This window comes from Streptomyces sp. T028 (assembly GCF_048159505.1).
GTDB lineage: Bacteria > Actinomycetota > Actinomycetes > Streptomycetales > Streptomycetaceae > Streptomyces.
This window is the reverse complement of record NZ_JBLRVZ010000018.1, coordinates 91613-115086: the sequence shown is the minus strand read 5'-3', so window position 1 is coordinate 115086 and position 23474 is coordinate 91613. Positions and strand designations below refer to the sequence as shown.

Genomic DNA, 23474 nt, shown 5'->3' with positions numbered 1-23474 from the left:
CGCTATGGAACGGCGACGCCCACGACCGCCCCGGCGACCACCTTGGCGGCGGCTCCGGTGTCCGCCTCGGCGGTGACTCCGGTGTCCGCCTCGGTGGTGACTCCGGTGTCCGCCCCGGTGGCGGCCCCGGTGGCGATGTCGGTGACCATCTCGGTGGCGGTCCCGGTGACCATCTTGGCGTCGGTCCCCGTGGCCGCCTTGGTGGCGGCTCCGGTGTCCGCCCCGGTGGTGACTCCGGTGTCAGCCTCGGTGGCGATCTCGGTGGCGGCCCCGGTGGCGATGTCGGTGGCGATCTCGGTGGCGGTCCCGGTGACCATCTTGGCGTCGGTCCCCGTGGCCGCCTTGGTGGCGGCTCCGGTGTCCGCCCCGGCGGTGACTCCGGTGTCAGCCTCGGTGGCGATCTCGGTGGCCGCCTCGGGGGCGACGCCGTTGGCCGCCTCGGGGGCAATCTCGGTGGCGGCCCCCGTGTCCGCCCCGGTGTTGAGCCCGGTGCCGAGCCGACGGCTGTCGTCGCGGTGGCGCCCGTCGTTGCGACTCGGCTGGCCCATGCTTCGGTCGAGGCCGTCGCCGATCTCGCCTACGCCGAGCTGTCCCTGGGCCGTGCGGACGTGGCCGCCACCCGCCTGACCGCACTCCTCGCCGAGCACCCCGTCCACGAGCGTGCGGCCGCGCTGCTGATGGACGCACTCGCCGCACAGGGGCGCCAGGCCGACGCGCTGACCGTGTACGAGCGGGTCCGCGAGGCCCTGGCCGACGACCTCGGCACCGACCCCGGCGCCGCCCTGCGCGAACGCCACCTGCGCCTGCTGCGCGCCGAGCCGCCCGCCCCGGCCGCCGACACCCCGCGGACCGGGCCGGGCAACCTGCCCGCGCCGCTGACCAGCTTCATCGGGCGTGACGACGACCTCGCCCGGATCGGCACGCTCCTCGCCGCCGGACGTCTGGTCACCGTGCTCGGGCCCGGCGGCGCCGGCAAGACCCGGCTCGCCGTCGAGGCCGCCCGCCGCCGGCGCCACGCGTACCGCGACGGCGCCTGGATGATCGACCTCGCCTCGGTCACCGAGCCGGCCAAGGTGGGCGCCGCCCTGCTCGCCGGGACCGGGCTGCGCGGCGGTGCGCTGTTCGAGGCCCGCACCCGGATCGACGGCGACGAACTGGACGTACTCGCCGACCGGCTCGACGGCCGGGAGAGCCTGCTGCTCGTCGACAACTGCGAGCACCTGATCGACGCGGTGGCCCACCTGGTCGCGGCACTGCTGTCCCGCTGCTCGGGGCTGCGCGTGCTCGCCACCAGCCGCGAACCCCTCGCGGTCGACGGCGAGGCGCTCGTACCGCTCGGCCCGCTCGAACTGCCCGGCCCGGACGACGGCGTCGAGCAGGCCCGACGGGCGGCGTCGGTACGCCTGTTCACCGAGCGGGCCGCGGCCGTGCGCCCCGGCTTCGAGGTCGACGAGGCGACGCTGCCCGGGGTCCGGCAGGTGGTCCGCGGCCTGGACGGGATGCCGCTGGCCCTCGAACTGGCCGCCGCCCGGCTGCGGACGCTGTCGCTGCCCGAGTTGGCCGACGGGCTGTCCGACCGGTTCCGGCTGCTCACCACCGGCAGCCGCACCGCGCTGCCCCGGCACCGCACCCTGCGCGCCGTCATCGCCTGGAGCTGGGACCCCCTCAGCGAGTACGAGCGTACGGTCGCCGAACGCGTCGCGGTCCTGCCCGGCGGCGTCACCCTGGCCTCGGCCACCGCGCTGTGCGCCGGCACCCCCGTGCCGGCCCCCGCGATCCCCGAGCTGCTCGCGGGCCTGGTCGACCGGTCGCTGCTGCAGCTCGCCCCCGACCCGGGGCGCTACCGCATGCTGGAGACACTGCGCGAGTACGGCACCGAACGCCTGGCCGACACCGGCGACCTCGACACCGTCCGCGATCTCGCCGCCGGCTACTTCGCCGGGCTGTTGGCCCGGTACGACCCACAGCTGCGCGGGCCCGGGCAGCTGGCGGCCCTGCGGGTCATCAGCGCCGAGTACGACAACGCACTCGCCGCCCTGCGCCGCCGATGCGACACCGGCGACGCCCCCGGCGCCCTCGCCCTCGGGCTGAACCTGGCCTGGTACTGGCAGCTGTTCGGCCGCTGCCCCGACGCGGCGTACTGGCTGGGCGAGGCACTGGCGGTGTCCGCCGACGGGCCGCCGACGCCCGCACGCGACTGCGCCCGCGCGATCCACCTGCTCAACCGGGGCGACACCCGGCCGGGGAGGACCGCCGAGGAGGCCGCGCAGGAGCAGGCCGGGATACGCGAACTGGTCGGCCGCCTGCTCGCGTACCCGCAGCTGCCCGGCCCGTACGGCGCGCTCACCGCGCTCCCGCTCGCGCTGCTGCGGGAGGACAGGACCGCGCCCCCGGTCATCGAGCACCTGGCCGACGTCGACGACGTGTGGCTGTCCGGGCTGGCCCGTATGTTCCGGGCCCAGTTCGCCGAGAACGCGGGCGAACTCGACGCGATGCGCACCGACGTGGACGCGGCCCTGGCTTGTTTCCGGCAGGCCGGCGACCGCTGGGGCCAGGCCAACGTGCTGCCGCTGCGCGCCCAGCTGCGGCAGTACGACGGCGATCTCGACGGCGCGCTGGCCGACCTGCGCGAGGCCCGGTCGCTGGCGGGCGAGTTCGGCTCGCCGAGCCTTGCCGACGAGGTGCTCGGCGGCCTGCGCTGGTTCGACCTGCAGCTGCGGCGCGGTGACACCGACCTCGCGATCGCGGTGATCGACTCGGCCCGGGAGCGGGCGCTGCGCGCGGACTCGCCGGAGCTGCTGTTCCTGGTCGACGCCTGGGAGGCCGTCTTCCGGGTGCGGCTCGGCGACCCGGACCGGGCGCGGGACCTGCTCGACGGAGCCGAACGGGGCCTGCACGGCGCCCCCCGGTTCCCCGGCGACCACGCGCGGACTCTGGCCGCCGGCGCACGGGCCGTGCTCTGCCTGGAGACGGGCGACCCGGCCGGCGCGGAGCAGGCGCTGGCGACGGCGTACGCGGCGGCGCTGCGGACCCGGGACCTGCCGATCCTGGCGATGGTGGCGGTGAACACGGCCGCGCTCGCCGAGGCACACGGGCGGCATCACGAGGCCGCCGTCCTGCTCGGCGCCGCCTCCCGGCTGCGCGGCGCCCACGACCGCACCGACCGGCAGGTCCGCGACCTCACCCGACGGGGGCGGGCCGCGCTGGGCGACGACGCGTTCGACGTGGCGTACGGGTCGGGCTGGGCGCTGGACGGCCGGACGGCCGTGACCGAGGTCGACCCGGCCCGGCTGTCCCGGGAACCCGGAAGCCGCGGATCCCAGGCCGGTTCCGGGAACCCGGAAGCCCGCGGATCCTAGACCTGTTGTGTCACAGCCGCGCCGCAGTCACAGCCGCGCCGCCTTCAGCGTCATGTGCAGCAGCAGGCGGTCCTCCCCGTCGTCCAGGTCCAGGCCCGTCAGCTGTTCGACGCGCGACAGCCGGTAGTACAGGGTCTGCCGGTGGATGCCGAGCGCCGCCGCGGTGCGGCCCGCCTGTCCCGCGCAGTCGAGGTAGACCTCGGCGGTGCGGGCGAGTTCGTGGTGGGCGGGGGTCAGCAGGGGCCGTACGGCGGGGTCGTGGGCGGTGTCCGCGGACAGCGAGGTCAGCAGCCGGTACGGCCCGATCGACGCCCACCGCGCGACCGGCCCGAGCCGCGGTTCCGCGAGCGCCGCCCGAGCCGCTCCCGACGCCTCCCGCCAGGCCGCACCGAGCCCGCCCAGCCCGACCCGCCCGACCGCGATCCCGGCGGCACCCCCGGCCACGACCCCGTTCCCGGTATCACCCGCCCGTTCCAGCAACCGCCCCGCCACCGAAGTCGCCGGGGTCAGGACGTCCACTGAGCGGAGTCGTACCAGGACCGCCAGGCAGGAGGAACCCGTGCCCCAGGGGGCCGTGCACAGGGCCGTCGCCCCCGGGAGCGTGCGCAGGGACGGGGCGTTGTCGGGGGCGGTCGCCGGCCAGGGAGCCACGCAGACCAGGGTGTGCGGGACCTCCGCGCGGGGGCCGAGGGCGGTGCGCAGTTCCGCCAGCGCCGCGTCGTGCGGCCAGCCCGGCTCGGCCGTCAGGACAGCCCGCAGCTCCCGGGTGAGGTCGGCGCCGTGCTGGGCCTCGTCGGCGAGCAGGGCGCCGATCCGCACGGTCACCTCCATCGCCGCCGCCAACTGCGGCTCCGAGGGCCCGGGGTCGTCGGCGAGCAGCCAGACGTAACCGAGGACGACCCCCCGGTGCCGTACGGGGAGACAGACCCGGCCCCGGTGGACCCCCGCCTCCGGAGTGGGCGGGATACGGACCGGGCCCGTGGCCCGGGTGATGCCGAAGCCCTCGAACCACGCACGGACGGCCGCCGTCGAACGCCGGGTCAGGATCGAGCGCGCCCGCACCGGGTCCAGCGCGGACGCGTCCAGCTCGCCCTCACTGTCGTACGCACCGAAGGCGATCAGCTCGAAGTCGCGGTTCTCCAGGGTCGCGGGGGCGCCCAGCAGCTCCGAGATCTCATCGACCAGGTCCTGGTACTCACCTTGGTAATCGGCGGTCACCCAGGCATTCTCCCTCAGTCCCGCAGGTCCTTCATACATCTGTCTGAGATCTGCGGCACGGATGCGTGACAGCTGTCGATGGCTGACGATCGGAGGGATCCTTAGGTTTCACGGTGGTTCTGTCTGCTGCTCTGTGGAGGTGCCCCGTGCTGGGTCCCGTGATTCTCGCCGCGTCGCGCAGCGACCGGATGCGACGCCTGATCTCGGCGGCCCCGGTGACCAAGCAGGTCGTCGACCGCTTCATCCCGGGCGAGACCGTGGACGACATCGTGCCGGTCGTCGAGGAGCTCACCGGTCAGGGCCTGGAGCTGACGATGGACGTCGTCGGCGAGGACATCACCACCCCCGAGCAGGCGGGCGCCGCCCGCGACGCCTATCTCGCCCTGGCCGACCGCCTCCGTGTGCTCGAACTCGGCGAACGCGTCGAGATGTCCGTCAAGCTGTCGATGTTCGGCCAGTCCCTCCCCGGCGGCCACGAGCTGGCGCTCGCGAACGTCCGCCCGGTCGTCGAGGCCGCCGCCGCCATCGGCACCACCGTCACGCTCGACGCCGAGGACCACACCACCCTCGACTCGATGTTCGCCATCCACGAGGAGCTGCGCCGGGACTTCCCGCAGACCGGCTGTGTCATCCAGGCCTACCTCTTCCGCACCGAGGCCGACGCCCGCCGCCTCGCCGCGAGCGGCAGCCGCGTACGACTCGTCAAGGGCGCCTACAAGGAGCCCGCCGAGGTCGCCCTCCAGAACAAACACGAGATCGACAAGGCGTACGTGCGGATCCTGAGGACTCTCATGGACGGGGAAGGGTATCCGATGATCGGGTCCCACGACCCGCGCCTGATCTCCATCGCGCAGGAGCTGGCCCGCAAGGCCGGCCGCAAACTCGACGAGTACGAGTTCCAGATGCTGTACGGCATCCGCGGCGAGGAGCACCTGCGGCTCGCCGCCGAGGGCCACCGTATGCGCGTCTACACCGCCTACGGCACCGACTGGTACGGCTACTTCATGCGCCGCCTCGCCGAGAAGCCGGCGAACCTGCGCTTCTTCGCCCGCTCCATGCTCACCAAGGGCTGAGCCCGAACACAAGCCCCAACACAAGCCCCAACACCCGCTCACGTACAAGGAGTTACGGATCTCATGGACGCTGTGACCCAGGTCCCCACCCCCGTCAACGAGCCGGTGCGCGGCTACGCCCCCGGCTCGCCCGAGCGGGCCCGGCTGGAGGCCAAGCTCAAGGAACTGGCCGACAACCCCCTCGACCTGACCTGCACCATCGGCGGCGAGCGGCGGATGGGCGGCGGCGACGAGTTCAAGGTGGTCCAGCCGCACAACCACCGGGCCGTGATCGGCACCTACCGCAACGCCACGCAGGCGGACGCGCGGGACGCCATCGACGCGGCCCTCGCCGCCGCGCCCGCCTGGCGCGCGATGTCCTTCGACGACCGGGCCGCCATCGTCCTCCGCGCCGCCGAACTCCTCGCCGGTCCCTGGCGCGAGACGATCGCCGCCTCCACCATGCTCGGCCAGTCCAAGACCGTGCAGCAGGCCGAGATCGACACCCCCTGCGAGCTCGTCGACTTCTGGCGCTTCAACGTCCACTACGCCCGCCAGATCCTGGCCGAGCAGCCCCCGGCCAACTCCCCGGGCGTGTGGAACCGCCTCGACCACCGCCCGCTGGAGGGCTTCGTCTACGCGATCACGCCGTTCAACTTCAGCGCCATCGCGGGCAACCTGCCGACCGCTCCCGCCCTCATGGGCAATGTCGTCGTCTGGAAGCCGTCGCCCACCCAGACCCACGCCGCCGTGCTGCTCATGCGGCTGCTGGAGGAGGCCGGTCTGCCCAAGGGCGTCATCAACCTCGTCACCGGCGACGGCATCGCCGTCTCCGAGGTCGCCCTCGAACACCGCGACCTCGCCGGCATCCACTTCACCGGCTCCACGAAGACCTTCCAGTACCTGTGGAAGACGGTCGGCGCCAACATCGAGAAGTACCGCTCCTACCCGCGCCTGGTCGGCGAGACCGGCGGCAAGGACTTCGTCGTCGCCCACCCGAGCGCCGACCGCGCCGTCCTGAAGACCGCCCTCACGCGCGGCGCGTTCGAGTACCAGGGCCAGAAGTGCTCCGCGACCTCCCGCGCCTACATCCCCGCGTCGATCTGGAACTCCGGTTTCAAGGAGGAGTTCGCCGCCGAGGTCGACCAGCTCACCATGGGTGACGTCACCGACCTGTCGCACTTCATCGGCGCCGTCATCGACGAGCGCGCCTTCGCCAAGAACAAGGCCGCCATCGACCGCGCTCAGGCCGACCCGTCCTGCACGATCGTCGCGGGCGGCGCCTACGACGACTCGGTCGGCTGGTTCGTCCGCCCGACCGTCGTCGAGTGCACCGACCCGGAGAACGAGGTGTTCACCACCGAGTACTTCGGCCCGTTCCTCGCCGTGCACGTGTACGACGACAGCTCGGCCGACAAGTACGACGAGATGCTCACCCAGATGGAGTCGGTGTCCGACTACGCCCTGACCGGCTCGGTCATCGCGGGCGACCGCGCGGCGGCCGCGTACACCATGGAGAAGCTGCGTTACGCGGCCGGCAACTTCTACATCAACGACAAGTCGACGGGCGCCGTCGTCGGCCAGCAGCCCTTCGGCGGCGGCCGTGCCTCCGGCACCAACGACAAGGCCGGCGCCCCGCAGAACCTCACCCGCTGGACACTGACCCGCGCCATCAAGGAGACCCTGGTCGCACCGACCGACTACACCTACCCGCACATGGGCTGACGGCCCTGCGTGGACTCCCCGGAGCGGGTGGTGCTGCCCTAACCGGGCATCTCCGTCCGCTCCCACCACTCGTACACCGGCAGCCTGCCCTCCGGGGTGTCCGAGTGCCGCGCGGTCGCCCTGAAGTGCTCGTACCCGTTACGGAACTCGATCTTCACATCGCTGCCGGGGGCCGGGACCGGGACGATCCGTTCGATGAGGTCGTGCGGACCGCCCTCGAGAACCACTTTGGCCGTGTCATTCATGACGTCACCGTTCCCGCTGCCGGAAGACGGTGTCGCCTCCCGCGCCCAGGATCAGCCGTGTGGGCGATCACCGCAGGTCAGACCGGTGTGACCCGATCCGGCGTCTCAGATAGTAGGAAGTCCGAGTAATTGTGCAGACAGTCGCGCGCTCCTCGCTTAACTTTGTAGGAGCCGAACGTCTCGCTCGATCAAGCGAATGGCGGTCGTGAGCCGGGCCCCGCGCAGGCAACCCCTGTGGCCCGCAGCTCCCCGCCCCGGCGTCTCGTAACCCCTTCCGCACTCCCTGCTCTTTCGAAGGAGTCGATTCTCCATGGCCGAGACGACCGTCCGCCGCCGAGTCCGCCACACCTCCCCCGCGAGCGAGTCCGACCGCAAGCAGGCCGCCGCCGCCCTCCAGCGCGCCCTCGACCGCCGCGACAACGGCGGCGAGACCGGCCACGGCAACCTGTAGGCACACCCCGCAGTCCGGGAGCCGCACCCGCACGGGGCGCGGCGCGGGCCCTGAACGGGACTTCAGGCCCCGCGCCGCACCTCGAACCGGTCGATGCGCCGGCCGTCCTCCGCGAGCGCCGACACCGTCAGCCGCGCCGAAGGCCCACCCGTCGCCTCCACCGACAGGAACGAGAAGCCCCGGTAGCGCACCCGCGACCACTCCACGGTCTCCGCCGCGTTCTCGCGCGAGCGCGTCCAGTGGAAGGAGTCCACCGCGTCGCGGTCGCGGACATGCCCCTCGTAGCTCTCCGGCGCGTCCGCCGGGAAGCCGTACAGATCACGGCCGCCGCCGCCCGCCGTGACGTACACGGTCCCGTCCCGCCTCGGATCCGTGGACCCGCCGACCGGGACCGTCCGGCCCACCCGTCCGCCCTTCAGGGCGTCCGTCCGCTCGTAGACGTGGTTGTGCCCGTTGACCACCAGGTCCACCTGGTACCGGTCGAACAGCGGCTGCCACTCCGCGCGCACCCCACCGTCCGAGGCGTGCGCCGAGGTCGAGTAGGCGCAGTGGTGGAAGAAGACGACGACGAAATCGACGTTCTCGTCGGCGCGCAGGGTGCGCAGCGTCCGCTCCAGCCACGCCGTCTGCCGGCCCTGCGAGTAACCCAGGTTCGCGGGGATCTCGTACGACACGTCGTTCGCGTCCAGCGCCACCACGCCCACGTTGCCGTAGGTGAACGTGTACACGCCCGGGGCGGTGCGCGGGTCGAAGCCGGTGTCCGGGAGGGAGAAGCGGGCCAACTGGCCGCCGTAGCCGTCGGGGGAGTACCAGGCCTCCATGTCGTGGTTGCCGGTCGTCACCATCCACGGCACCGACCGCGCCACCGGCTCGCTCTGCTTCAGGAAGGCGTCCCAGGCCGTCGGGTCGTAGCCGTCCGTCTTCAGGCCCCGGCCGGTCCCGTCGGCGTAGCAGATGTCACCCGCGTGGAGATGGAAGGCGGGGGCCGCCTTCAGCAGCAGCCGGTCGATCGCGGCGGCCGACCTGCCCACGCCCTGGTCGCCGAACGCGGTGAACACGAACCGCCCGGCGCCCGCCGGTGCCGTACGGAACGAGGTGACCGTGGCGCGGTGATCGGCGTCGGCCGGGTCGAAGCCGTCGTGACCGACGCCGTAGTAGTACGTCGTCCCGGGCAGCAGGTCGGTCACCGAGGCGTGCACGTAGTACTGGTCGAGCGCCTTGCGCACGCCCTCCACGCCCGGCGTGTGCAGCGCGCGCACCTCGGCCTTCACCTTGCCGCCCAGGTCGTCGGGGCGGGTGCCGATCCGGACGTACGGCTCCCGCACGGCGGCCGGTACCTGCCAGGAGATCCGCATCCCGGTGCGCGGGTCCGCGCCGAAGGCGAGATGGCGGCCGAAGGGGACGGCCGAGGAGCGCCCGGTGGAACTCGGCGCGGAGGGTGTGGGGGTGGAGGGCGTCGCCGATGTCTTCGTGCCGGGGGAGTCGTTCCCGCATCCCGTCAGCAACCCGCCCGCCGCCACCGCCATCGCCCCCGCGGACACCAGCGTGCGGCGCCTGGTGAGCTTCGTGCGCAGGTACTCGTACTGCTCCGCCATGCACATCCCGCGGGCGAGCCGGGGCGGAATGCCGACATCCGGTGTCTCCATGCGTCCGAAGCTTCCCTGTTCTCCCAACGCCCGTCCTGCGTACGGGTGAACGCCGTCCGAAGGGAAACCCGCCCTCGGCCCGCCCTCGCCCGTCCGGGTGTCCGTATGGCGGACCAGGCGTGTCATTCCATGGGACCAGGAGTACGGTGCTGTTCATGTCGGCAAGTTCTCGCAGCCTCAATCTCGCAGTGATTCCCGGTGACGGCATCGGCCAGGAGGTCGTGGCCGAAGGCCTGAAGGTCCTCTCCGCCGTCCTTCCGCAGGATGTGAAGCTGGAGACCAAGGAGTACGACTTCGGCGCCAGGCGCTACCACGCCACCGGTGAGACCCTCACCGACGCCGACCTCGACGCGCTCAAGCAGCACGACGCGATCCTGCTCGGCGCGATCGGCGACCCGTCGGTGCCGTCCGGCGTCCTGGAACGCGGCTTCCTGCTCAAGCTCCGCTTCGCCTTCGACCACCACGTCAACCTGCGGCCCTCGAAGCTGCTGCCCGGCGTCGACACCCCCCTCAAGGGCGAGCCGGCCATCGACTTCGTCGTCGTCCGCGAGGGCACCGAGGGTCCGTACACCGGCAACGGCGGCACCATCCGCAAGGGCACCGAGCACGAGGTCGCCACCGAGGTCTCGGTGAACACCGCGTTCGGTGTCGAGCGTGTCGTGCGGGACGCCTTCGCTCGCGCCCAGGCCCGCCCGCGCAAGAAGCTCACCCTCGTCCACAAGAACAACGTGCTGGCCTTCGCCGGTCACCTGTGGACGAACATCTTCACCAAGGTCGCCGCGGAGTTCCCCGAGGTCACCACCGACTACATCCATGTCGACGCGGCCACCATCTACCTGGTCACCGACCCGGGCCGGTTCGACGTCATCGTCACCGACAACCTCTTCGGCGACATCATCACCGACCTCGCCGCGGCCGTCTCCGGCGGCATCGGTGTCGCGGCCTCCGGCAACATCAACCCTGGCGGTGAGTTCCCGTCGATGTTCGAGCCCGTGCACGGCTCGGCCCCCGACATCGCCGGCCAGGGCAAGGCCGACCCCACCGCCACGGTCCTGTCCGTCGCCCTCCTCCTGCGCCACCTCGGCTTCGAGACCGAGGCCGCGCGCATCGACGAGGCCGTCGCCGCCGACCTTTCGGAGCGCACCGGCAAGCCCGCCCGCAGCACGTCCGAGATCGGCGACGCGCTGTCCGTACGAGTAGCCGGCTGACCCCGCCGCCACTCGAGATCTTTCGAAGCCGCCGGGTCGCATCCGCACCCGGCGGCTTCCGTATGTCCCCGCCGGGTGAAACCATCAGCCCCGGGTCGCATTCACGCCGTTTTCTTCCGCCCTCCCCGCTTGCGATAATCGAACGCGGAGCCGCGGAATGAGGCAATGCTCGGACGTCCTACTACTGGCCACCGGCCGTACAGGCGTGAGCGCGGCCCGTCACTACAACCGGTGAAGGACAACCACTCATGACGACGCCCACGATCGAGCTCAAGCCCTCCGCCAGCCCCACCGCCGCCGCCGAGCGCGAGGCGGTCCTGGCGAACCCAGGGTTCGGCCGCCACTTCACCGACCACATGGTGACGATCAAGTGGACCGAGGGCCGCGGCTGGCACGACGGCCAGCTCGTCCCGTACGCGCCGATCCCGCTCGACCCGGCGACCACCGTCCTGCACTACGCCCAGGAGATCTTCGAGGGCCTGAAGGCCTACCGCCGCCCCGACGGCTCCGTCGCCACCTTCCGCCCGGACAGGAACGCCAAGCGGTTCCAGGCCTCCGCCCGCCGCCTCGCCATGCCCGAGCTTCCGGTCGAGACCTTCATCGAGGCCTGTGACGTCCTGGTCGCCCAGGACAAGGACTGGGTCCCCGCGCACGGCGGCGAGGACTCCCTCTACCTGCGCCCCTTCATGATCGCGACCGAGGTCGGGCTCGGTGTGAAGCCGGCCAACGAGTACCTCTTCCTCGTCATCGCCTCCCCGGCCGGCGCCTACTTCCCGGGCGGCGTGCAGCCGGTCTCCATCTGGGTCTCCGAGGACCACGTCCGCGCCGTCCCCGGCGGCATGGGCGACGCCAAGACCGGCGGCAACTACGCCGCCTCCCTCCTCGCCCAGGCCGAGGCCGCCGCACAGGGCTGCGCCCAGGTCTGCTACCTCGACGCGGTCGAGCGGAAGTGGGTCGAGGAACTCGGCGGCATGAACCTGTACTTCGTCTACGGCAACAAGATCATCACGCCCTCGCTGACCGGCTCCATCCTGGAGGGCGTCACCCGTGACTCCCTCCTCACCGTCGCCCGCGACCTCGGCTACGAGGCCGAGGAGGGCCGCATCTCCGTCGACCAGTGGCAGCGCGACTCCGAGAACGGCAACCTGACCGAGGTCTTCGCCTGCGGCACCGCCGCCGTCATCACCCCGGTCGGCACGGTCAAGCGCACCGGCACCGAGTGGCAGCAGTCGGGCGGCGAGCCCGGTGAGGTCACCCTGAAGCTCCGTCAGGCCCTGCTGGACATCCAGCGCGGCACGGCCGAGGACCAGCACGGCTGGATGCACCCGCTGGGCTGAGCCACCGCACCCTTGCCGGGCTGAGTCACGCACCCCCTCCTTCAAGGGCCGCTCCCGATCGCGGGGGCGGCCCTGCCGCGTACCGCACCGTACGAGGGTTCTCGGATTTCTCGCCGACGCTCGCTGCTCGCATCCTGAGACGCCCGGTTCACGAAGGTCCGGCTTGTGCCAGACTGCCCCCGTGCTCTCGTTCGCCACGATTATTGGCAGCAGGCGCGCCGGTCCGCAGTGACCGCCACGTACGACCAGGTACGGGTGGCCACCGTCGTCCTCGACCCGCGCGCAGACCTCTCGCACCCGCGAGAGGTTTTTCGCTTTTCTGGCCCACCCACAGCCGGGAGCGAGAGCACGAGGGACCATGGGGACGGTGGAGCCGGTCATTCCGGTAAGACCGAAGATCCACAACAGGAGCCTTGAGACCATGACCGAGACGGCAACCAGCGAGCTCGACGACTCGTTCCACGTCTTCGACACCACCCTGCGCGACGGCGCCCAGCGTGAGGGCATCAACCTCACCGTCGCCGACAAGCTCGCGATCGCACGGCACCTGGACGACTTCGGCGTCGGCTTCATCGAGGGCGGCTGGCCCGGTGCCAACCCGCGCGACACCGAGTTCTTCGCCCGCGCCCAGCAGGAGATCGACTTCCGCCACGCCCAGCTGGTCGCCTTCGGCGCCACCCGCCGCGCGGGCGCGAAGGCCTCCGAGGACCCGCAGGTCAAGGCCCTCCTGGACTCCGGGGCCGGGGTCATCACGCTCGTCGCCAAATCCCACGACCGGCATGTCGAGCTGGCCCTGCGCACCACCCTCGACGAGAACCTGGAGATGGTCCGCGACACCGTGTCCTTCCTCAAGGACCAGGGCCGCCGGGTCTTCGTCGACTGCGAGCACTTCTTCGACGGCTACCGCGCCAACCCCGAGTACGCCAAGGCGGTCGTCCGCGCCGCCTCGGAGGCCGGCGCCGACGTCGTCATCCTCTGCGACACCAACGGCGGCATGCTCCCCGCCCAGGTCCAGGCGGTCGTCTCCACCGTCCTCGCCGACACCGGCGCCCGCCTCGGCATCCACGCCCAGGACGACACCGGCTGCGCGGTCGCCAACACCCTCGCCGCCGTGGACGCGGGCGCCACCCACGTCCAGTGCACCGCGAACGGCTACGGCGAGCGCGTCGGCAACGCCAACCTCTTCCCCGTCGTCGCCGCCCTGGAGCTGAAGTACGGCAAGAAGGTCCTCCCCGAGGGCCGGCTGCGCGAGATGACCCGCATCTCCCACGCCATCGCCGAGGTCGTCAACCTCACGCCCTCCACCCACCAGCCGTACGTCGGTGTCTCCGCCTTCGCCCACAAGGCGGGGCTGCACGCCTCGGCCATCAAGGTCGACCCGGACCTGTACCAGCACATCGACCCCGAGCAGGTCGGCAACACCATGCGCATGCTGGTCTCCGACATGGCGGGCCGGGCCTCGGTCGAGCTCAAGGGCAAGGAACTCGGCGTCGACCTCGGCGGCGACCGCGAGCTGGTCGGCCGGGTCGTCGAGCGGGTCAAGGAGCGCGAGCTCAAGGGCTACACCTACGAGGCCGCCGACGCGAGCTTCGAACTCCTGCTGCGCACCGAGGTGCAGGGCGGCAAGCCGCTGCGCTACTTCGAGACCGAGTCCTGGCGGGCCATCGTCGAGGACCGCCCCGACGGCACCCACGCCAACGAGGCCACGGTGAAGCTGTGGGCCAAGGGCGAGCGGATCGTCGCCACCGCCGAGGGCAACGGCCCGGTGAACGCCCTCGACCGGGCCCTGCGGGTCGCGCTGGAGAAGATCTACCCCCAGCTGGCCAAGCTCGACCTGGTCGACTACAAGGTCCGCATCCTCGAGGGCGTCCACGGCACCGAGTCCACCACCCGCGTCCTGATCTCCACGACCGACGGGACGGGGGAGTGGTCCACGGTCGGCGTCGCGGAGAACGTCATCGCGGCCTCCTGGCAGGCCCTGGAGGACGCGTACACGTACGGCCTGCTGCGGGCGGGCGTGCAACCGGCCGAGTAGGCGGTCGGCGCCAGAGCCTCAGAATCCTCGCCACACGTTGTCGAAGGCCGCGTCCTCCACGCGCCGCCGCTGCCGTACGGCCTCCAGCTCGGTCAACGCCCCATTGACGGCGGCGAGTACGGTCACGACCGCCTCGTCGGCCGGGAGCGGCGGCTCGTCCGCCGCTCCCTCGGGGATGCCCAGGGCGGCGGCGAACGAGGCGAGGACGGGCTCGTGGGCGGCCCAGCGCTCGGCCGCGCGGGCCCGGTCCGGCGCCTCGGCGGCGACCTCGTGGCCGTTCCGCGGCGCCAGCAGCCGGTGTCGGGGCCGGCCGGCCCGTTCCTCCGCCTCCAACTCGTCGGCGTAGGCCTGCGCCAGCCCGTTCCCCCGGCGCCACAGCCAGTCCTCGACCGACTCGTGCGGCGGCTGCCGGACGAGGGCCTCCCCGGCCTCGGCCAGCAGCCGGTCGTCCGTGGCGGGCGGCAGCCCGGGCACGATGCGGTCGTCGTCCAGGGTGACCGCCTCGGCGGCGAGCAGATCGGCCAACTCGGCCCCCGCAAGGGCCAGGGAGAGATCACCCCGCTCGACGGGCCGGGCGGACGGGACGCCGAGGGAGACGAGCAGCAGATCGCGCGCAGTGGTCATGGCGGACTCCAGGTCGGTTGCCCCCATGATCCCTCCGTCACCGGCCCGGGGCACGCGAAAACGGGACGTCTTGACGGGTCATCGGCGGTGCTCCGCCGTTTACGGCGGGGGTGTAGTCGATCCGGTTGTGGCGGCGCGGGCCGACCCAGTGTCCGGTCTGTCCACGGGGCGACGCGGAGCGTCGGGGCTGCTTCCCGGCGGAGCCGGGGTGTGCGGCGTGGTCAGGTCGGGCGTTGTTGCTGCCGGATGTACTGCTTGACGACCGTGAGGGGTGCTCCGCCGCAGGAGGCGGCGAGGTAGGAGCCGGACCAGAAGCGCCCGCCCCACAGATAGCGGCGCACGTGGGGTTCGAACTCCTGGCGCAGGCGGCGGTCCTGGACGCACAAGGGCATGCGGCGCGCACCACCTGGAACCTGCTGCACGACTGGTGGACGATGCTCGCGAAGGCGAAGCGGACCCTGGCGGCGGCCGACGCGGTCATCCGCCAGGGCCGCAGGGAGCTGGACTGGCTCGGCGTGCTGCCCGCGCAGGCCGCCCAGGCGGTGCTGAAGACCTGCTTCCAGGCGTGGAGGAACTGCTGGGCCTGTTTGGGAGGCTTCGGGCGGTTTCGCTATACGATCGACATATGAAGGGTGTCGTACGGCCCCGAAGCCTCCCGGTCCTGCTGGCGGCGCTGGCGCTGGCGCTCCTGACCGTGCTCGCACCGCGGGCGGCGGCCGAGACCAGCGTGTCGAGGATCGCCGACACCCTGCGCGCGAGCCCGGTCTACGTCGACCCGGCCGCGTCCGCCCAGCTCTCCGCGGCGGACGCGGACTCCCTGCGGCGGCAGATCAAGGACGCGGACAAACCGCTGTTCGTCGCCGTCCTGCCGGCCGACTACCCGACCGACCGTCTGTTCACCGACTTGCGTACGGCCACCGGTGTCACCGGCCTGTACGCGATCCGCCTCGGCGACCGCTTCGACGCCCGCGCCGACTCGGCCGTCCTGCCCCGTACGGCCGTGCGGAACCTGGTGGCCAGTGTCCAGGACGAGCCCGACGCGGCCACCCAGCTGGGCGCCTTCACCGACCGGGCTTTGGCCGACATGGGCGGCGCGGCACCCGCGAGCTGGGGTTCGTCCGACGGCGGGGGCGGGGTCTCCACGGGCGCCCTGGTCACCGCGGGGGTGGTGCTCGTCGCGGGCGGCGCGGGCGCGTACACCCTGGTCCGCCGCAACCGCCGCAGGCACGAGGAGGAGCGGCGGGCGGCCCTGGAGAAGCTGCGGGTGGTGGTCGACGAGGACATCACCGCCTTCGGCGAGGCGCTGGACCGCCTGGACTTCCACCCCGCCGAGCCGGGCGCCGACGACGCGATGCGCGCCGACTACGAACGTGCGCTGGACGCCTACGACCGGGCGAAGTCTGCGATGGCCGCGGCGCACCGGCCGGAGGACGTCCGTGCCGTCACCGAGGCCCTGGAGGACGGCCGCTTCTCCCTCACCCGGCTGGCCGCCCGCCGCGAGCGGCGGCCCCTGCCCGAACGCCGCCCGCCCTGCTTCTTCGACCCCCGCCACGGCCCCTCCACCACCGACGCCGCCTGGACCCCGCCCGGCGGCGCGCCGCGCGAGGTGCCGGTCTGCGCGGCGGACGCCACCCGGCTGGCCGACGGGCGTGATCCGGTGATCCGCGAGGTGGACGGCGACCACGGGCGCCGCCCCTACTGGGAGGCCGGCCCCGCCTACGGCCCCTGGGCCGGCGGCTACTTCGGCGGCGGCCTCCTGCCCGGCCTCCTCGTCGGCACCATGCTCGGCAGCCTGATGGCCACCCCCTCCTACGCGACCGACTACGGCTCGGGGTACGGCGACTTCGGCGGCGCCGGTTACGAGGGCGGCGACGTCTCGGGCGCCGACTTCGACACGGGCGACTTCGGCGGCGGCTTCGGAGGCGGGGACTTCGGCGGGGGAGGGGACTTCGGCGGCGGTTTCTGAGAGGCGGCGGTTTCTGAGAAGGGGCGGCTTCTGAGAAGGGGCCGGACCCGACACCTGGCGGCATCGGATCCGGCCCCTGCGCGAACGCGAGCCGCCTCAGAGGTCAGAGAGAGGCGGCCGCCGAGGCGATCGCCGAGGCGAAGGTGGACACCTCGGAGTAGACGCCGGGGGCGTTGGGCCGGGCGCAGCCGATGCCCCAGCTCACGATGCCGACCTGGATCCACGCGTTGGCGGAGTCCCGGCGGAACATCGGGCCGCCGGAGTCGCCCTGGCAGGTGTCGACGCCGCCGGAGGCGTACCCGGCGCAGATCTCGTCGCTCGCGACCAGCCCGCTGTAGCCGCTGTACGTCCGGCAGGTCGCGTCGCTGACGAACGGCACGGTCGCCTTGAGCAGGTACCGCTGCTGGGCGCCGCCCTCGGTCGCGGAGCCCCAGCCGGCGACGGTGAAGGTGCCGGTGTTGTACTGCGTGGTCGTGGCGATCTTCAGGGTCGGCAGGTTGATGGGCTGGGCGAGCTTGATGAGCGCCCAGTCCTTGCCGTTGCCGTTGTAGCCGGGCGCCCGGTAGACGTACGTGGACCGCACCTGGACCCGGCCGCTGGTGGACTGCAGGTCCACGACACCGGCGGTGGCCGTGATGCTCGTGTTGGCGCCGGTCCCGCTGACGCAGTGCGCGGCGGTCAGCACGATCTGCTGGGTGTAGAGCGCGCCGCCGCAGCCCATGGAGAGCCGGACCATGAACGGGAACTCGCCCTGCGCGGCGCGGGTTCCGCCGACGACGGGGGAGGGGGCGGCCTGCGCGGCCGAGACGGGCTGAAGGCTCGCCACGGCGAGCGCGGTGGCGCCGACGGCCGCGAGTCTCTTGAGAGCGGTGAGGAGCTTCTTCATGGTGCTGCCTCCGTGGGGGGTGGAGAGACTGGTTGCACTTCCCTGCAGCTCTGACGTGCACATGTCATGCCTCAACGCAAAGAAACACCCATGCGCTGGCATGGGCAGGTCAAATCCGCTCCTGGATTATGTGAATCCGCTGAGCCCCCGCACAAGGGGGGCAATTCAGCCAGACACCCGCACCGGTCGCCCCCGGCTCTGCGGGGGCGACCGGTGGGTCTCCGTCAGTCCTCCGCCGCCGACCTGGCGAAGTCCAGCAGTAGTTCGAAGTTGATCGCCCCGGGATCCCCGTGCGTGTTCTCCGGGACGTGCATGTGCCCGCACACCCCCCGGAACGCGTTCCATCGCTGGAAGCTCATCCGCTGTCCGCTCTCGTTCCCGAAGGACGTCGGATACGGCGGCCACAGCGCAGGCCCGCGCAACGGCACGTCGTGGTGGATGTGCATCCACGCCAGATACTGCGCCACGCCCCGCAGCGCCCACTCGGGCGCCTTGGGCCAGTAGATGTGGGCCGGTTCGCTCGTGCCCCACTTGGTGTGGCGCTTGGGGTCGCAGGTGCCGACGAGTTCCACCTGGCAGACGTTCAGGGTGTTCGTCTCCACCCCGCCGCGCAGATTGACCAGCGCGCGCGAGGAGATGTCGATGTCGAAGTGCTGGTACCACCGCAGCCGTTTGGCGCCGAAGTCCGGCACCGCGGTGAGGTTCGGCGCGCTCGCGCCGCCCTGGTAGCCGGGCAGTGAACGGCCCTCGGTGGTGTGGAGAACGACGGCGTTGACCTCCATCCGGTCACCGCCGAACGTGCTCTGGTACCAGTGGTCGCGGTTCGCGCCCGGGTAGTGCTGGGGTCCGGTCCTGGTGCTCATGGCCGTGACTGTGGCACAGATCACAGGCAGCGGCCGGGAGCATTCCGCTTCCGGCCGCTATCTGGTGTTTTCTGAAGTTTTCCGTCCTGTCTCGGACGTCAGGTCACGCGTTCTTGATCGCCGAGATGTCGAAGTTCAGCTTTATCTTGTCCGAGACCAGAACGCCCCCGGTCTCCAGCGCCGCGTTCCAGGTCAGGCCCCACTCGGAGCGCAGGATCTCCGCCTTGCCCTCGAATCCGACGCGCTCGTTGCCGAACGGGTCCTTCGCGGAGCCGTTGAACTCCAGGTCGATGGTGATCGACTTGGTCACGCCGAGGATGCTCAGATCGCCGGTGATGCGGTAGTCGTCGCCGCCCAGGGCCTCGGCGGAGGTGGAGCGGAAGGTCATCGTCGGGAACTCGTCGATCTTGAAGAAGTCCGAGCTCTTCAGGTGGCCGTCACGGTCGGCGGACCCGGTGTCTATGCTCTCCATCTTGACGTCGAGGGAGGCGGTGGACCGGGACGGGTCGGTGCCGTCCAGGTGCAGCGAACCGGTGAAGTCGTTGAACTTGCCCTTGACGTTCGTGACCATCGCGTGCCGGGCGACGAAGCCGATCGTCGAGTGCGCCGGGTCGAGCGAGTAGTCGCCGGTCAGTGCGGCCAGGTCCGGCGTCACCGCGGTCGCGGCGGTGGTCTCGACGCTGTCCTTGCGGCCGAAGATGCCCATGACGTGCCTCCTTGGGGACGGGAAGATCCTTCATGTTGAATCTTCAACGAGGTCAACGCGGGCAACCCCGGACCTATTCCGCCGCCGACCCCGTTAGGCTCGCCGCGTCACTCCCACGGCCGACGCCCCACGGCGCGCCGCCCACCCGGATGTGAAGCGGGTCTCACCTTCCGCCTTTGTTCGACCCCTACAAGCCACACGCCTCCTGAGCAGTCAGAACGGCTGCATGCCCCCATGGTTCTGTTCGGTGGTACCAGGAAAACGCTCCGAGGACTGTACGGAGTCGACGTCTCGCTTTCCTTGGCGGGCTTCGTAAGGTCGCTACATGACCGTTTTGGAAGAGACGACGGGCGAACCGGACGTGGTGCCCTCGGAGCCCACGGACGCTCGCGGGCGCGTGGCCGAGCTGCACGGGATCCGTGCGCAGGCGCTGGCCGGCCCGAGCGAGAAGGCGACCCAGGCGCAGCACGCCAAGGGCAAGCTGACCGCTCGGGAGCGCATCGAGCTGCTCCTGGACCCGGGTTCCTTCCAGGAGGTCGAGCAGCTGCGCCGGCACCGCGCCGTCGGTTTCGGCCTGGAGGCCAAGAAGCCGTACACGGACGGTGTGATCACCGGCTGGGGCACGGTGGAGGGCCGTACGGTCTTCGTCTACGCCCATGACTTCCGTATCTTCGGCGGCGCGCTGGGCGAGGCCCACGCCACGAAGATCCACAAGATCATGGACATGGCCATCGCGGCCGGTGCCCCGCTGGTGTCGCTCAACGACGGCGCCGGCGCCCGCATCCAGGAAGGCGTCTCCGCGCTCGCCGGCTACGGCGGCATCTTCCAGCGCAACACCAGGGCCTCCGGGGTCATCCCGCAGATCTCCGTGATGCTCGGTCCCTGCGCGGGCGGCGCGGCCTACAGCCCCGCCCTGACGGACTTCGTCTTCATGGTCCGCGAGACCTCGCAGATGTTCATCACCGGCCCGGACGTCGTCAAGGCGGTCACCGGTGAGGAGATCACCCAGAACGGCCTCGGCGGCGCCGACGTGCACGCCGAGACCTCCGGCGTCTGCCACTTCGCGTACGACGACGAGGAGACCTGCATCGCGGAGGTGCGCTACCTCCTGTCGCTGCTGCCGCAGAACAACCGCGAGAACCCGCCGCGCGTCGAGTCCAGTGACCCGGCCGACCGCCGCGGCGACGTCCTGCTCGACCTGGTCCCGGCCGACGGCAACCGGCCGTACGACATGACCAAGGTCATCGAGGAGATCGTCGACGACGGCGAGTACCTGGAGGTCCACGAGCGCTGGGCGCGCAACATCATCTGCGCCCTGGCCCGCCTCGACGGACAGGTTGTCGGCATCGTCGCCAACCAGCCGCAGTCGCTGGCGGGCGTCCTGGACATCGAGGCCTCGGAAAAGGCCGCGCGCTTCGTCCAGATGTGCGACGCGTTCAACATCCCGATCCTCACTCTTCTGGACGTACCCGGCTTCCTCCCCGGCGTCGACCAGGAGCACGGTGGAATCATCCGCCACGGCGCGAAGCTCCTCTACGCCTACTGCAACGCGACCGTGCCCCGGATCTCGCTGATCCTGCGCAAGGCGTACGGAGGTGCCTACATCGTCATGGACAGCCAGTCCATCGGTGCCGACCTCACCTACGCCTGGCCGACCAACGAGATCGCCGTGATGGGTGCCGAGGGTGCCGCCAACGTCATCTTCCGGCGTCAGATCGGTGAGGCCGAGGACCCCGAGGCCATGCGGGCCCGCATGGTCAAGGAGTACAAGGCCGAGCTGATGCACCCGTACTACGCGGCCGAGCGCGGTCTGGTCGACGACGTCATCGACCCGGCCGAGACCCGCGAGGTTCTCGTCAAGTCGCTCGCGATGCTCCAGTCCAAGCACGCCGACCTGCCGTCGCGCAAGCACGGCAACCCCCCGCAGTAACCCGGCGGACTCTCCCCGATACCTCTGCGGAAACCTCTCTCACGGAGACTGACACCCATGAACACTCCCGACATCCGCGTCGAGAAGGGCAACGCCGAGCCCGAGGAAGTCGCCGCCATCACGGCGATCCTGCTGGCCCGCGCCGCCGCCCGCACCTCCGAGCCCACCGCCCACCGCCCCCACCGCAAGGCGGGCTGGCGCCGCCTGGAGCGCGAGGGCGGCTTCCGCGCCCCCCACAGCTGGCGGTAGGCTGCGCCGCTTCGGCCGCCGATACGCCGAGAAGGGCCCCCTCCCGGAGGGGGCCCTTCTGCGTGCGGCCGGTTCGGCACCGCCGGAATCCGCCGTCTCGCTTCCCGCCGTTGCGGCGGGGGAAAGATGGGGAGGGGAAAGTGCGGAGGGGAGGAACATGGGGCTGCCGACGGTGCTCGTGGACGAAGTCGCGCGGATCGACGCCCGGCTCAGACCGATCGCGAACCGGCCCGTGGACACCACCGACCCCGACTGGGTGACCCGGATACGTGAGAGGCCGCGGCCACTGGACGAGGCGGGCGTCCGGGCGGAGGCCGAGGCCGCCCTGCGCGAACTGCTCGCGCGGTACGAGCACGGTGACGACGAGGACCGAACCGCCGTGCGCGCCCTGCTGGAGCGGTGCTCCTCGTTCCGCTGGGCCACGAACCTGCCGTACGAGCACACGGTCGAGGGATTCCGGCAGGAGCTGCTCCATCTGTCCGCCCGGGACCAGGGCCACGACACCCGGGACGAACTGCTCACCCTGCACGACCTGTGCGCCGAGGCGCGGGCGGCCGGGGTCGACATCCGCCCGCTGCTGCTGGAGGTCGCCGAACTCTCCAGCACCGAGGACAAGTACGGCATGGGCTCCGTACAGGCCCTCCTGAGAGCCGCGGGCTAGACGACGGGACCGCAGGACACGAGAACGGCCCCTGCGCCCCCTCAGGGAGGGCACAGGGGCCGTTCTCATGTCGCTCCGAGTCGGAGACCTACCGCAGACGGGCCATCAGCGCGTGCTCGACGAGCGTGATGAGCGCCGACTTGGCGTCCGCGCGGTGCCGGGCGTCCGTCGTGATGATCGGCGCGTCGGGGCCGATCTGCAGGGCCTCGCGCACCTCCTCGGGCTGGTACGGCTGCTGGCCGTCGAAGCCGTTGAGGGCGATCACGAACGGCAGACCGCTGTTCTCGAAGTAGTCGACCGCGGGGAAGCAGTCGGCGAGACGGCGGGTGTCCACCAGGACGATCGCGCCGATCGCGCCGCGCACCAGGTCGTCCCACATGAACCAGAACCGGTCCTGGCCGGGCGTGCCGAACAGGTAGAGGATCAGGTCCTGGTCCAGGGTGATACGGCCGAAGTCCATGGCCACCGTGGTGGTGGTCTTGTCCCCGGTGTGGGTGAGGTCGTCGATGCCCGCCGACGCGGACGTCATGACGGCCTCGGTACGCAGCGGGTTGATCTCCGAGACGGCCCCGACGAACGTGGTCTTGCCCACGCCGAAGCCACCCGCCACCACGATCTTCGCCGAGGTGGTGGAGCGGGAAGGACCGCCGCTAGAGCTTGCGAAGTCCACTGAGCACCCTTTCGAGCAGTGTCACGTCTGGCTGGCCGCCGGCGTTCTCGTCGCCGCCGGGCTGATGGATGGCGACCAGTCCCGCCTCCGCCAAGTCGGCGACGAGGATCCTGGCCACGCCGAGAGGGATGGTCAGGAGGGCCGAGATCTCGGCCACCGACTTGATCTCACGGCACAGGTTGCAGATCCGCTGATGCTCGGGCAGCTGGCCCTGCATCTGATGCGGCTGCGCAGTGGTGTGCACCAGCGCCTCGATGGCGAGCTGGTAGCGCGGGCGGGTCCGGCCGCCGGTCATGGCGTACGGACGCACCAGGGGGTTGTTCGACGCCCCGGCGGGCGAGGGCTCGGGGGTGCGGCGCTGCGGCTGCACGGGCTGGATGCGCGGGGCCGACGGCTGGTCGTACGGCGACGGCCCGGGGCCCTGCGGGCTCTGGGGTGCGTACGGCCGCTGCTGGCTCGGTGCGGAGGGGAAGTTGTAACGGTTCTGGTTCTGGGAACCGTCGCCCGGGCCCTGGGGAGGACCGTACGACCAGTTACCCGAATTCGAACCGCCTGGGGGTGTTGCCACTTTCTCTCCTCCTCCGACTGTGCCGGGCACCCATCACTGTGGAGCCGCGTCCCGAAACCCTACGGCCTCGGGACG

General features: G+C 71.5%; 23 protein-coding genes. 12 read left to right on the top strand and 11 right to left on the bottom strand.

Features of this window, described 5'->3' with window-relative positions; all coding sequences use genetic code 11:
* Positions 1–2: 2 nt before the first annotated feature.
* Positions 3–548, bottom strand: a complete 546-nt coding sequence (locus ACLZN2_RS18150; protein ID WP_416979567.1) for a hypothetical protein — start codon at positions 546–548, stop codon at positions 3–5.
* Between ACLZN2_RS18150 and ACLZN2_RS18145 the strand changes: the two genes are divergently transcribed.
* Positions 516–3359, top strand: a complete 2844-nt coding sequence (locus ACLZN2_RS18145) for an ATP-binding protein (RefSeq protein ID WP_416979565.1) — start codon at positions 516–518, stop codon at positions 3357–3359. The two genes, ACLZN2_RS18150 and ACLZN2_RS18145, sit on opposite strands and share 33 nt — an antisense overlap.
* Positions 3360–3386: 27 nt before the next feature.
* On the opposite strand, the gene ACLZN2_RS18140 is transcribed toward ACLZN2_RS18145, so the two are convergent.
* Positions 3387–4616, bottom strand: a complete 1230-nt coding sequence (locus ACLZN2_RS18140) for a PucR family transcriptional regulator (RefSeq protein ID WP_416979512.1) — start codon at positions 4614–4616, stop codon at positions 3387–3389.
* Positions 4617–4723: 107 nt separating this feature from the next.
* Between ACLZN2_RS18140 and ACLZN2_RS18135 the strand changes: the two genes are divergently transcribed.
* Positions 4724–5650 (top strand): proline dehydrogenase family protein, encoded by a 927-nt coding sequence (locus ACLZN2_RS18135; RefSeq protein WP_416979511.1) that lies wholly within the window; start codon positions 4724–4726, stop codon positions 5648–5650.
* Between the two features lie 63 nt (positions 5651–5713).
* On the top strand, positions 5714–7354 hold the full coding sequence (gene pruA, locus ACLZN2_RS18130) for an L-glutamate gamma-semialdehyde dehydrogenase (protein WP_416979510.1): 1641 nt from the start codon (positions 5714–5716) through the stop codon (positions 7352–7354).
* A gap of 38 nt (positions 7355–7392) precedes the next feature.
* Here the strand turns inward: pruA and ACLZN2_RS18125 are convergent, their stop codons facing one another.
* The gene (locus ACLZN2_RS18125; RefSeq protein WP_416979509.1) at positions 7393–7599 is read right to left on the bottom strand and encodes a DUF5988 family protein; all 207 of its coding nucleotides are present in this window, start codon (positions 7597–7599) and stop codon (positions 7393–7395) included.
* Between the two features lie 310 nt (positions 7600–7909).
* Here ACLZN2_RS18125 and ACLZN2_RS18120 point away from each other — a divergent pair, with 310 nt between their 5' ends.
* Positions 7910–8050, top strand: coding sequence for a hypothetical protein (locus ACLZN2_RS18120; protein WP_416979508.1), 141 nt, complete (start codon positions 7910–7912; stop codon positions 8048–8050).
* 62 nt (positions 8051–8112) lie between these two features.
* On the opposite strand, the gene ACLZN2_RS18115 is transcribed toward ACLZN2_RS18120, so the two are convergent.
* Entirely contained in the window at positions 8113–9696 is a 1584-nt protein-coding gene (locus tag ACLZN2_RS18115; protein ID WP_416979507.1) for a purple acid phosphatase family protein, read from the bottom strand.
* Between the two features lie 155 nt (positions 9697–9851).
* On the opposite strand from ACLZN2_RS18115, the gene ACLZN2_RS18110 reads away from it, so the two are divergent.
* The 3 genes from ACLZN2_RS18110 (at position 9852) to cimA (ending at position 14276) form a co-directional block, all read left to right on the top strand.
* Complete coding sequence (locus tag ACLZN2_RS18110) at positions 9852–10904, top strand: 3-isopropylmalate dehydrogenase (RefSeq protein ID WP_416979506.1); 1053 nt, start codon at positions 9852–9854, stop codon at positions 10902–10904.
* Positions 10905–11152: 248 nt separating this feature from the next.
* Positions 11153–12241 (top strand): branched-chain amino acid aminotransferase, encoded by a 1089-nt coding sequence (locus ACLZN2_RS18105; protein WP_416979505.1) that lies wholly within the window; start codon positions 11153–11155, stop codon positions 12239–12241.
* Between the two features lie 421 nt (positions 12242–12662).
* Positions 12663–14276, top strand: a complete 1614-nt coding sequence (cimA, locus tag ACLZN2_RS18100) for a citramalate synthase (RefSeq protein ID WP_416979504.1) — start codon at positions 12663–12665, stop codon at positions 14274–14276.
* Between the two features lie 18 nt (positions 14277–14294).
* Here the strand turns inward: cimA and ACLZN2_RS18095 are convergent, their stop codons facing one another.
* Together ACLZN2_RS18095 and ACLZN2_RS18090 are read right to left on the bottom strand one after the other, a co-directional pair.
* On the bottom strand, positions 14295–14900 hold the full coding sequence (locus ACLZN2_RS18095; RefSeq protein ID WP_416979564.1) for a GOLPH3/VPS74 family protein: 606 nt from the start codon (positions 14898–14900) through the stop codon (positions 14295–14297).
* 221 nt (positions 14901–15121) lie between these two features.
* On the bottom strand, positions 15122–15241 hold the full coding sequence (locus ACLZN2_RS18090) for a transposase (RefSeq protein ID WP_416979503.1): 120 nt from the start codon (positions 15239–15241) through the stop codon (positions 15122–15124).
* Here ACLZN2_RS18090 and ACLZN2_RS18085 point away from each other — a divergent pair, their 5' ends adjacent.
* Both ACLZN2_RS18085 and ACLZN2_RS18080 read left to right on the top strand, forming a co-directional pair.
* Entirely contained in the window at positions 15242–15529 is a 288-nt protein-coding gene (locus ACLZN2_RS18085; RefSeq protein WP_416979502.1) for a hypothetical protein, read from the top strand.
* Positions 15526–16866 (top strand): hypothetical protein, encoded by a 1341-nt coding sequence (locus tag ACLZN2_RS18080; RefSeq protein ID WP_416979501.1) that lies wholly within the window; start codon positions 15526–15528, stop codon positions 16864–16866. Before ACLZN2_RS18085 ends, ACLZN2_RS18080 begins: the two co-directional genes overlap by 4 nt.
* Before the next feature lie 103 nt (positions 16867–16969).
* On the opposite strand, the gene ACLZN2_RS18075 is transcribed toward ACLZN2_RS18080, so the two are convergent.
* From ACLZN2_RS18075 to ACLZN2_RS18065, 3 genes are all read right to left on the bottom strand, one after another.
* Positions 16970–17752: a serine protease gene (locus tag ACLZN2_RS18075; RefSeq protein ID WP_416979500.1), complete on the bottom strand. Its 783-nt coding sequence runs from the start codon at positions 17750–17752 to the stop codon at positions 16970–16972.
* 224 nt (positions 17753–17976) lie between these two features.
* Positions 17977–18615 carry a hypothetical protein gene (locus ACLZN2_RS18070; RefSeq protein WP_416979499.1) on the bottom strand — a complete coding sequence of 213 codons (639 nt, stop codon included), beginning with the start codon at positions 18613–18615 and terminating at the stop codon, positions 17977–17979.
* Positions 18616–18718: 103 nt separating this feature from the next.
* Complete coding sequence (locus ACLZN2_RS18065; RefSeq protein ID WP_416979498.1) at positions 18719–19321, bottom strand: YceI family protein; 603 nt, start codon at positions 19319–19321, stop codon at positions 18719–18721.
* Between the two features lie 325 nt (positions 19322–19646).
* Here ACLZN2_RS18065 and ACLZN2_RS18060 point away from each other — a divergent pair, with 325 nt between their 5' ends.
* From ACLZN2_RS18060 to ACLZN2_RS18050, 3 genes are all read left to right on the top strand, one after another.
* The gene (locus ACLZN2_RS18060; RefSeq protein ID WP_416979497.1) at positions 19647–21251 is read left to right on the top strand and encodes an acyl-CoA carboxylase subunit beta; all 1605 of its coding nucleotides are present in this window, start codon (positions 19647–19649) and stop codon (positions 21249–21251) included.
* A gap of 57 nt (positions 21252–21308) precedes the next feature.
* Positions 21309–21500 (top strand): acyl-CoA carboxylase subunit epsilon, encoded by a 192-nt coding sequence (locus ACLZN2_RS18055; protein ID WP_416979496.1) that lies wholly within the window; start codon positions 21309–21311, stop codon positions 21498–21500.
* A gap of 157 nt (positions 21501–21657) precedes the next feature.
* Positions 21658–22161 carry a hypothetical protein gene (locus ACLZN2_RS18050; protein WP_416979495.1) on the top strand — a complete coding sequence of 168 codons (504 nt, stop codon included), beginning with the start codon at positions 21658–21660 and terminating at the stop codon, positions 22159–22161.
* Between the two features lie 88 nt (positions 22162–22249).
* Here ACLZN2_RS18050 and ACLZN2_RS18045 read toward each other — a convergent pair whose 3' ends face one another.
* Positions 22250–22831: a GTP-binding protein gene (locus ACLZN2_RS18045; RefSeq protein ID WP_416979494.1), complete on the bottom strand. Its 582-nt coding sequence runs from the start codon at positions 22829–22831 to the stop codon at positions 22250–22252.
* The gene (locus ACLZN2_RS18040) at positions 22812–23399 is read right to left on the bottom strand and encodes a DUF742 domain-containing protein (RefSeq protein WP_416979493.1); all 588 of its coding nucleotides are present in this window, start codon (positions 23397–23399) and stop codon (positions 22812–22814) included. Before ACLZN2_RS18040 ends, ACLZN2_RS18045 begins: the two co-directional genes overlap by 20 nt.
* Between the last annotated feature and the right edge of the window lie 75 nt (positions 23400–23474).

Coding starts and splice junctions, on each gene's coding strand:
- ACLZN2_RS18080 (WP_416979501.1), top strand. CDS start 15,526: ATGAAGGGTGTCGTACGGCCCCGAAGCCTCCCGGTCCTGCTGGCGGCG.
- ACLZN2_RS18125 (WP_416979509.1), bottom strand. CDS start 7,599: ATGAATGACACGGCCAAAGTGGTTCTCGAGGGCGGTCCGCACGACCTC.
- ACLZN2_RS18140 (WP_416979512.1), bottom strand. CDS start 4,616: ATGTATGAAGGACCTGCGGGACTGAGGGAGAATGCCTGGGTGACCGCC.
- ACLZN2_RS18070 (WP_416979499.1), bottom strand. CDS start 18,615: ATGAGCACCAGGACCGGACCCCAGCACTACCCGGGCGCGAACCGCGAC.
- ACLZN2_RS18105 (WP_416979505.1), top strand. CDS start 11,153: ATGACGACGCCCACGATCGAGCTCAAGCCCTCCGCCAGCCCCACCGCC.
- ACLZN2_RS18120 (WP_416979508.1), top strand. CDS start 7,910: ATGGCCGAGACGACCGTCCGCCGCCGAGTCCGCCACACCTCCCCCGCG.
- ACLZN2_RS18050 (WP_416979495.1), top strand. CDS start 21,658: ATGGGGCTGCCGACGGTGCTCGTGGACGAAGTCGCGCGGATCGACGCC.
- ACLZN2_RS18150 (WP_416979567.1), bottom strand. CDS start 548: ATGGGCCAGCCGAGTCGCAACGACGGGCGCCACCGCGACGACAGCCGT.
- pruA (WP_416979510.1), top strand. CDS start 5,714: ATGGACGCTGTGACCCAGGTCCCCACCCCCGTCAACGAGCCGGTGCGC.
- ACLZN2_RS18115 (WP_416979507.1), bottom strand. CDS start 9,696: ATGGAGACACCGGATGTCGGCATTCCGCCCCGGCTCGCCCGCGGGATG.
- cimA (WP_416979504.1), top strand. CDS start 12,663: ATGACCGAGACGGCAACCAGCGAGCTCGACGACTCGTTCCACGTCTTC.
- ACLZN2_RS18065 (WP_416979498.1), bottom strand. CDS start 19,321: ATGGGCATCTTCGGCCGCAAGGACAGCGTCGAGACCACCGCCGCGACC.
- ACLZN2_RS18110 (WP_416979506.1), top strand. CDS start 9,852: ATGTCGGCAAGTTCTCGCAGCCTCAATCTCGCAGTGATTCCCGGTGAC.
- ACLZN2_RS18060 (WP_416979497.1), top strand. CDS start 19,647: ATGACCGTTTTGGAAGAGACGACGGGCGAACCGGACGTGGTGCCCTCG.
- ACLZN2_RS18075 (WP_416979500.1), bottom strand. CDS start 17,752: ATGAAGAAGCTCCTCACCGCTCTCAAGAGACTCGCGGCCGTCGGCGCC.
- ACLZN2_RS18055 (WP_416979496.1), top strand. CDS start 21,309: ATGAACACTCCCGACATCCGCGTCGAGAAGGGCAACGCCGAGCCCGAG.
- ACLZN2_RS18095 (WP_416979564.1), bottom strand. CDS start 14,900: ATGACCACTGCGCGCGATCTGCTGCTCGTCTCCCTCGGCGTCCCGTCC.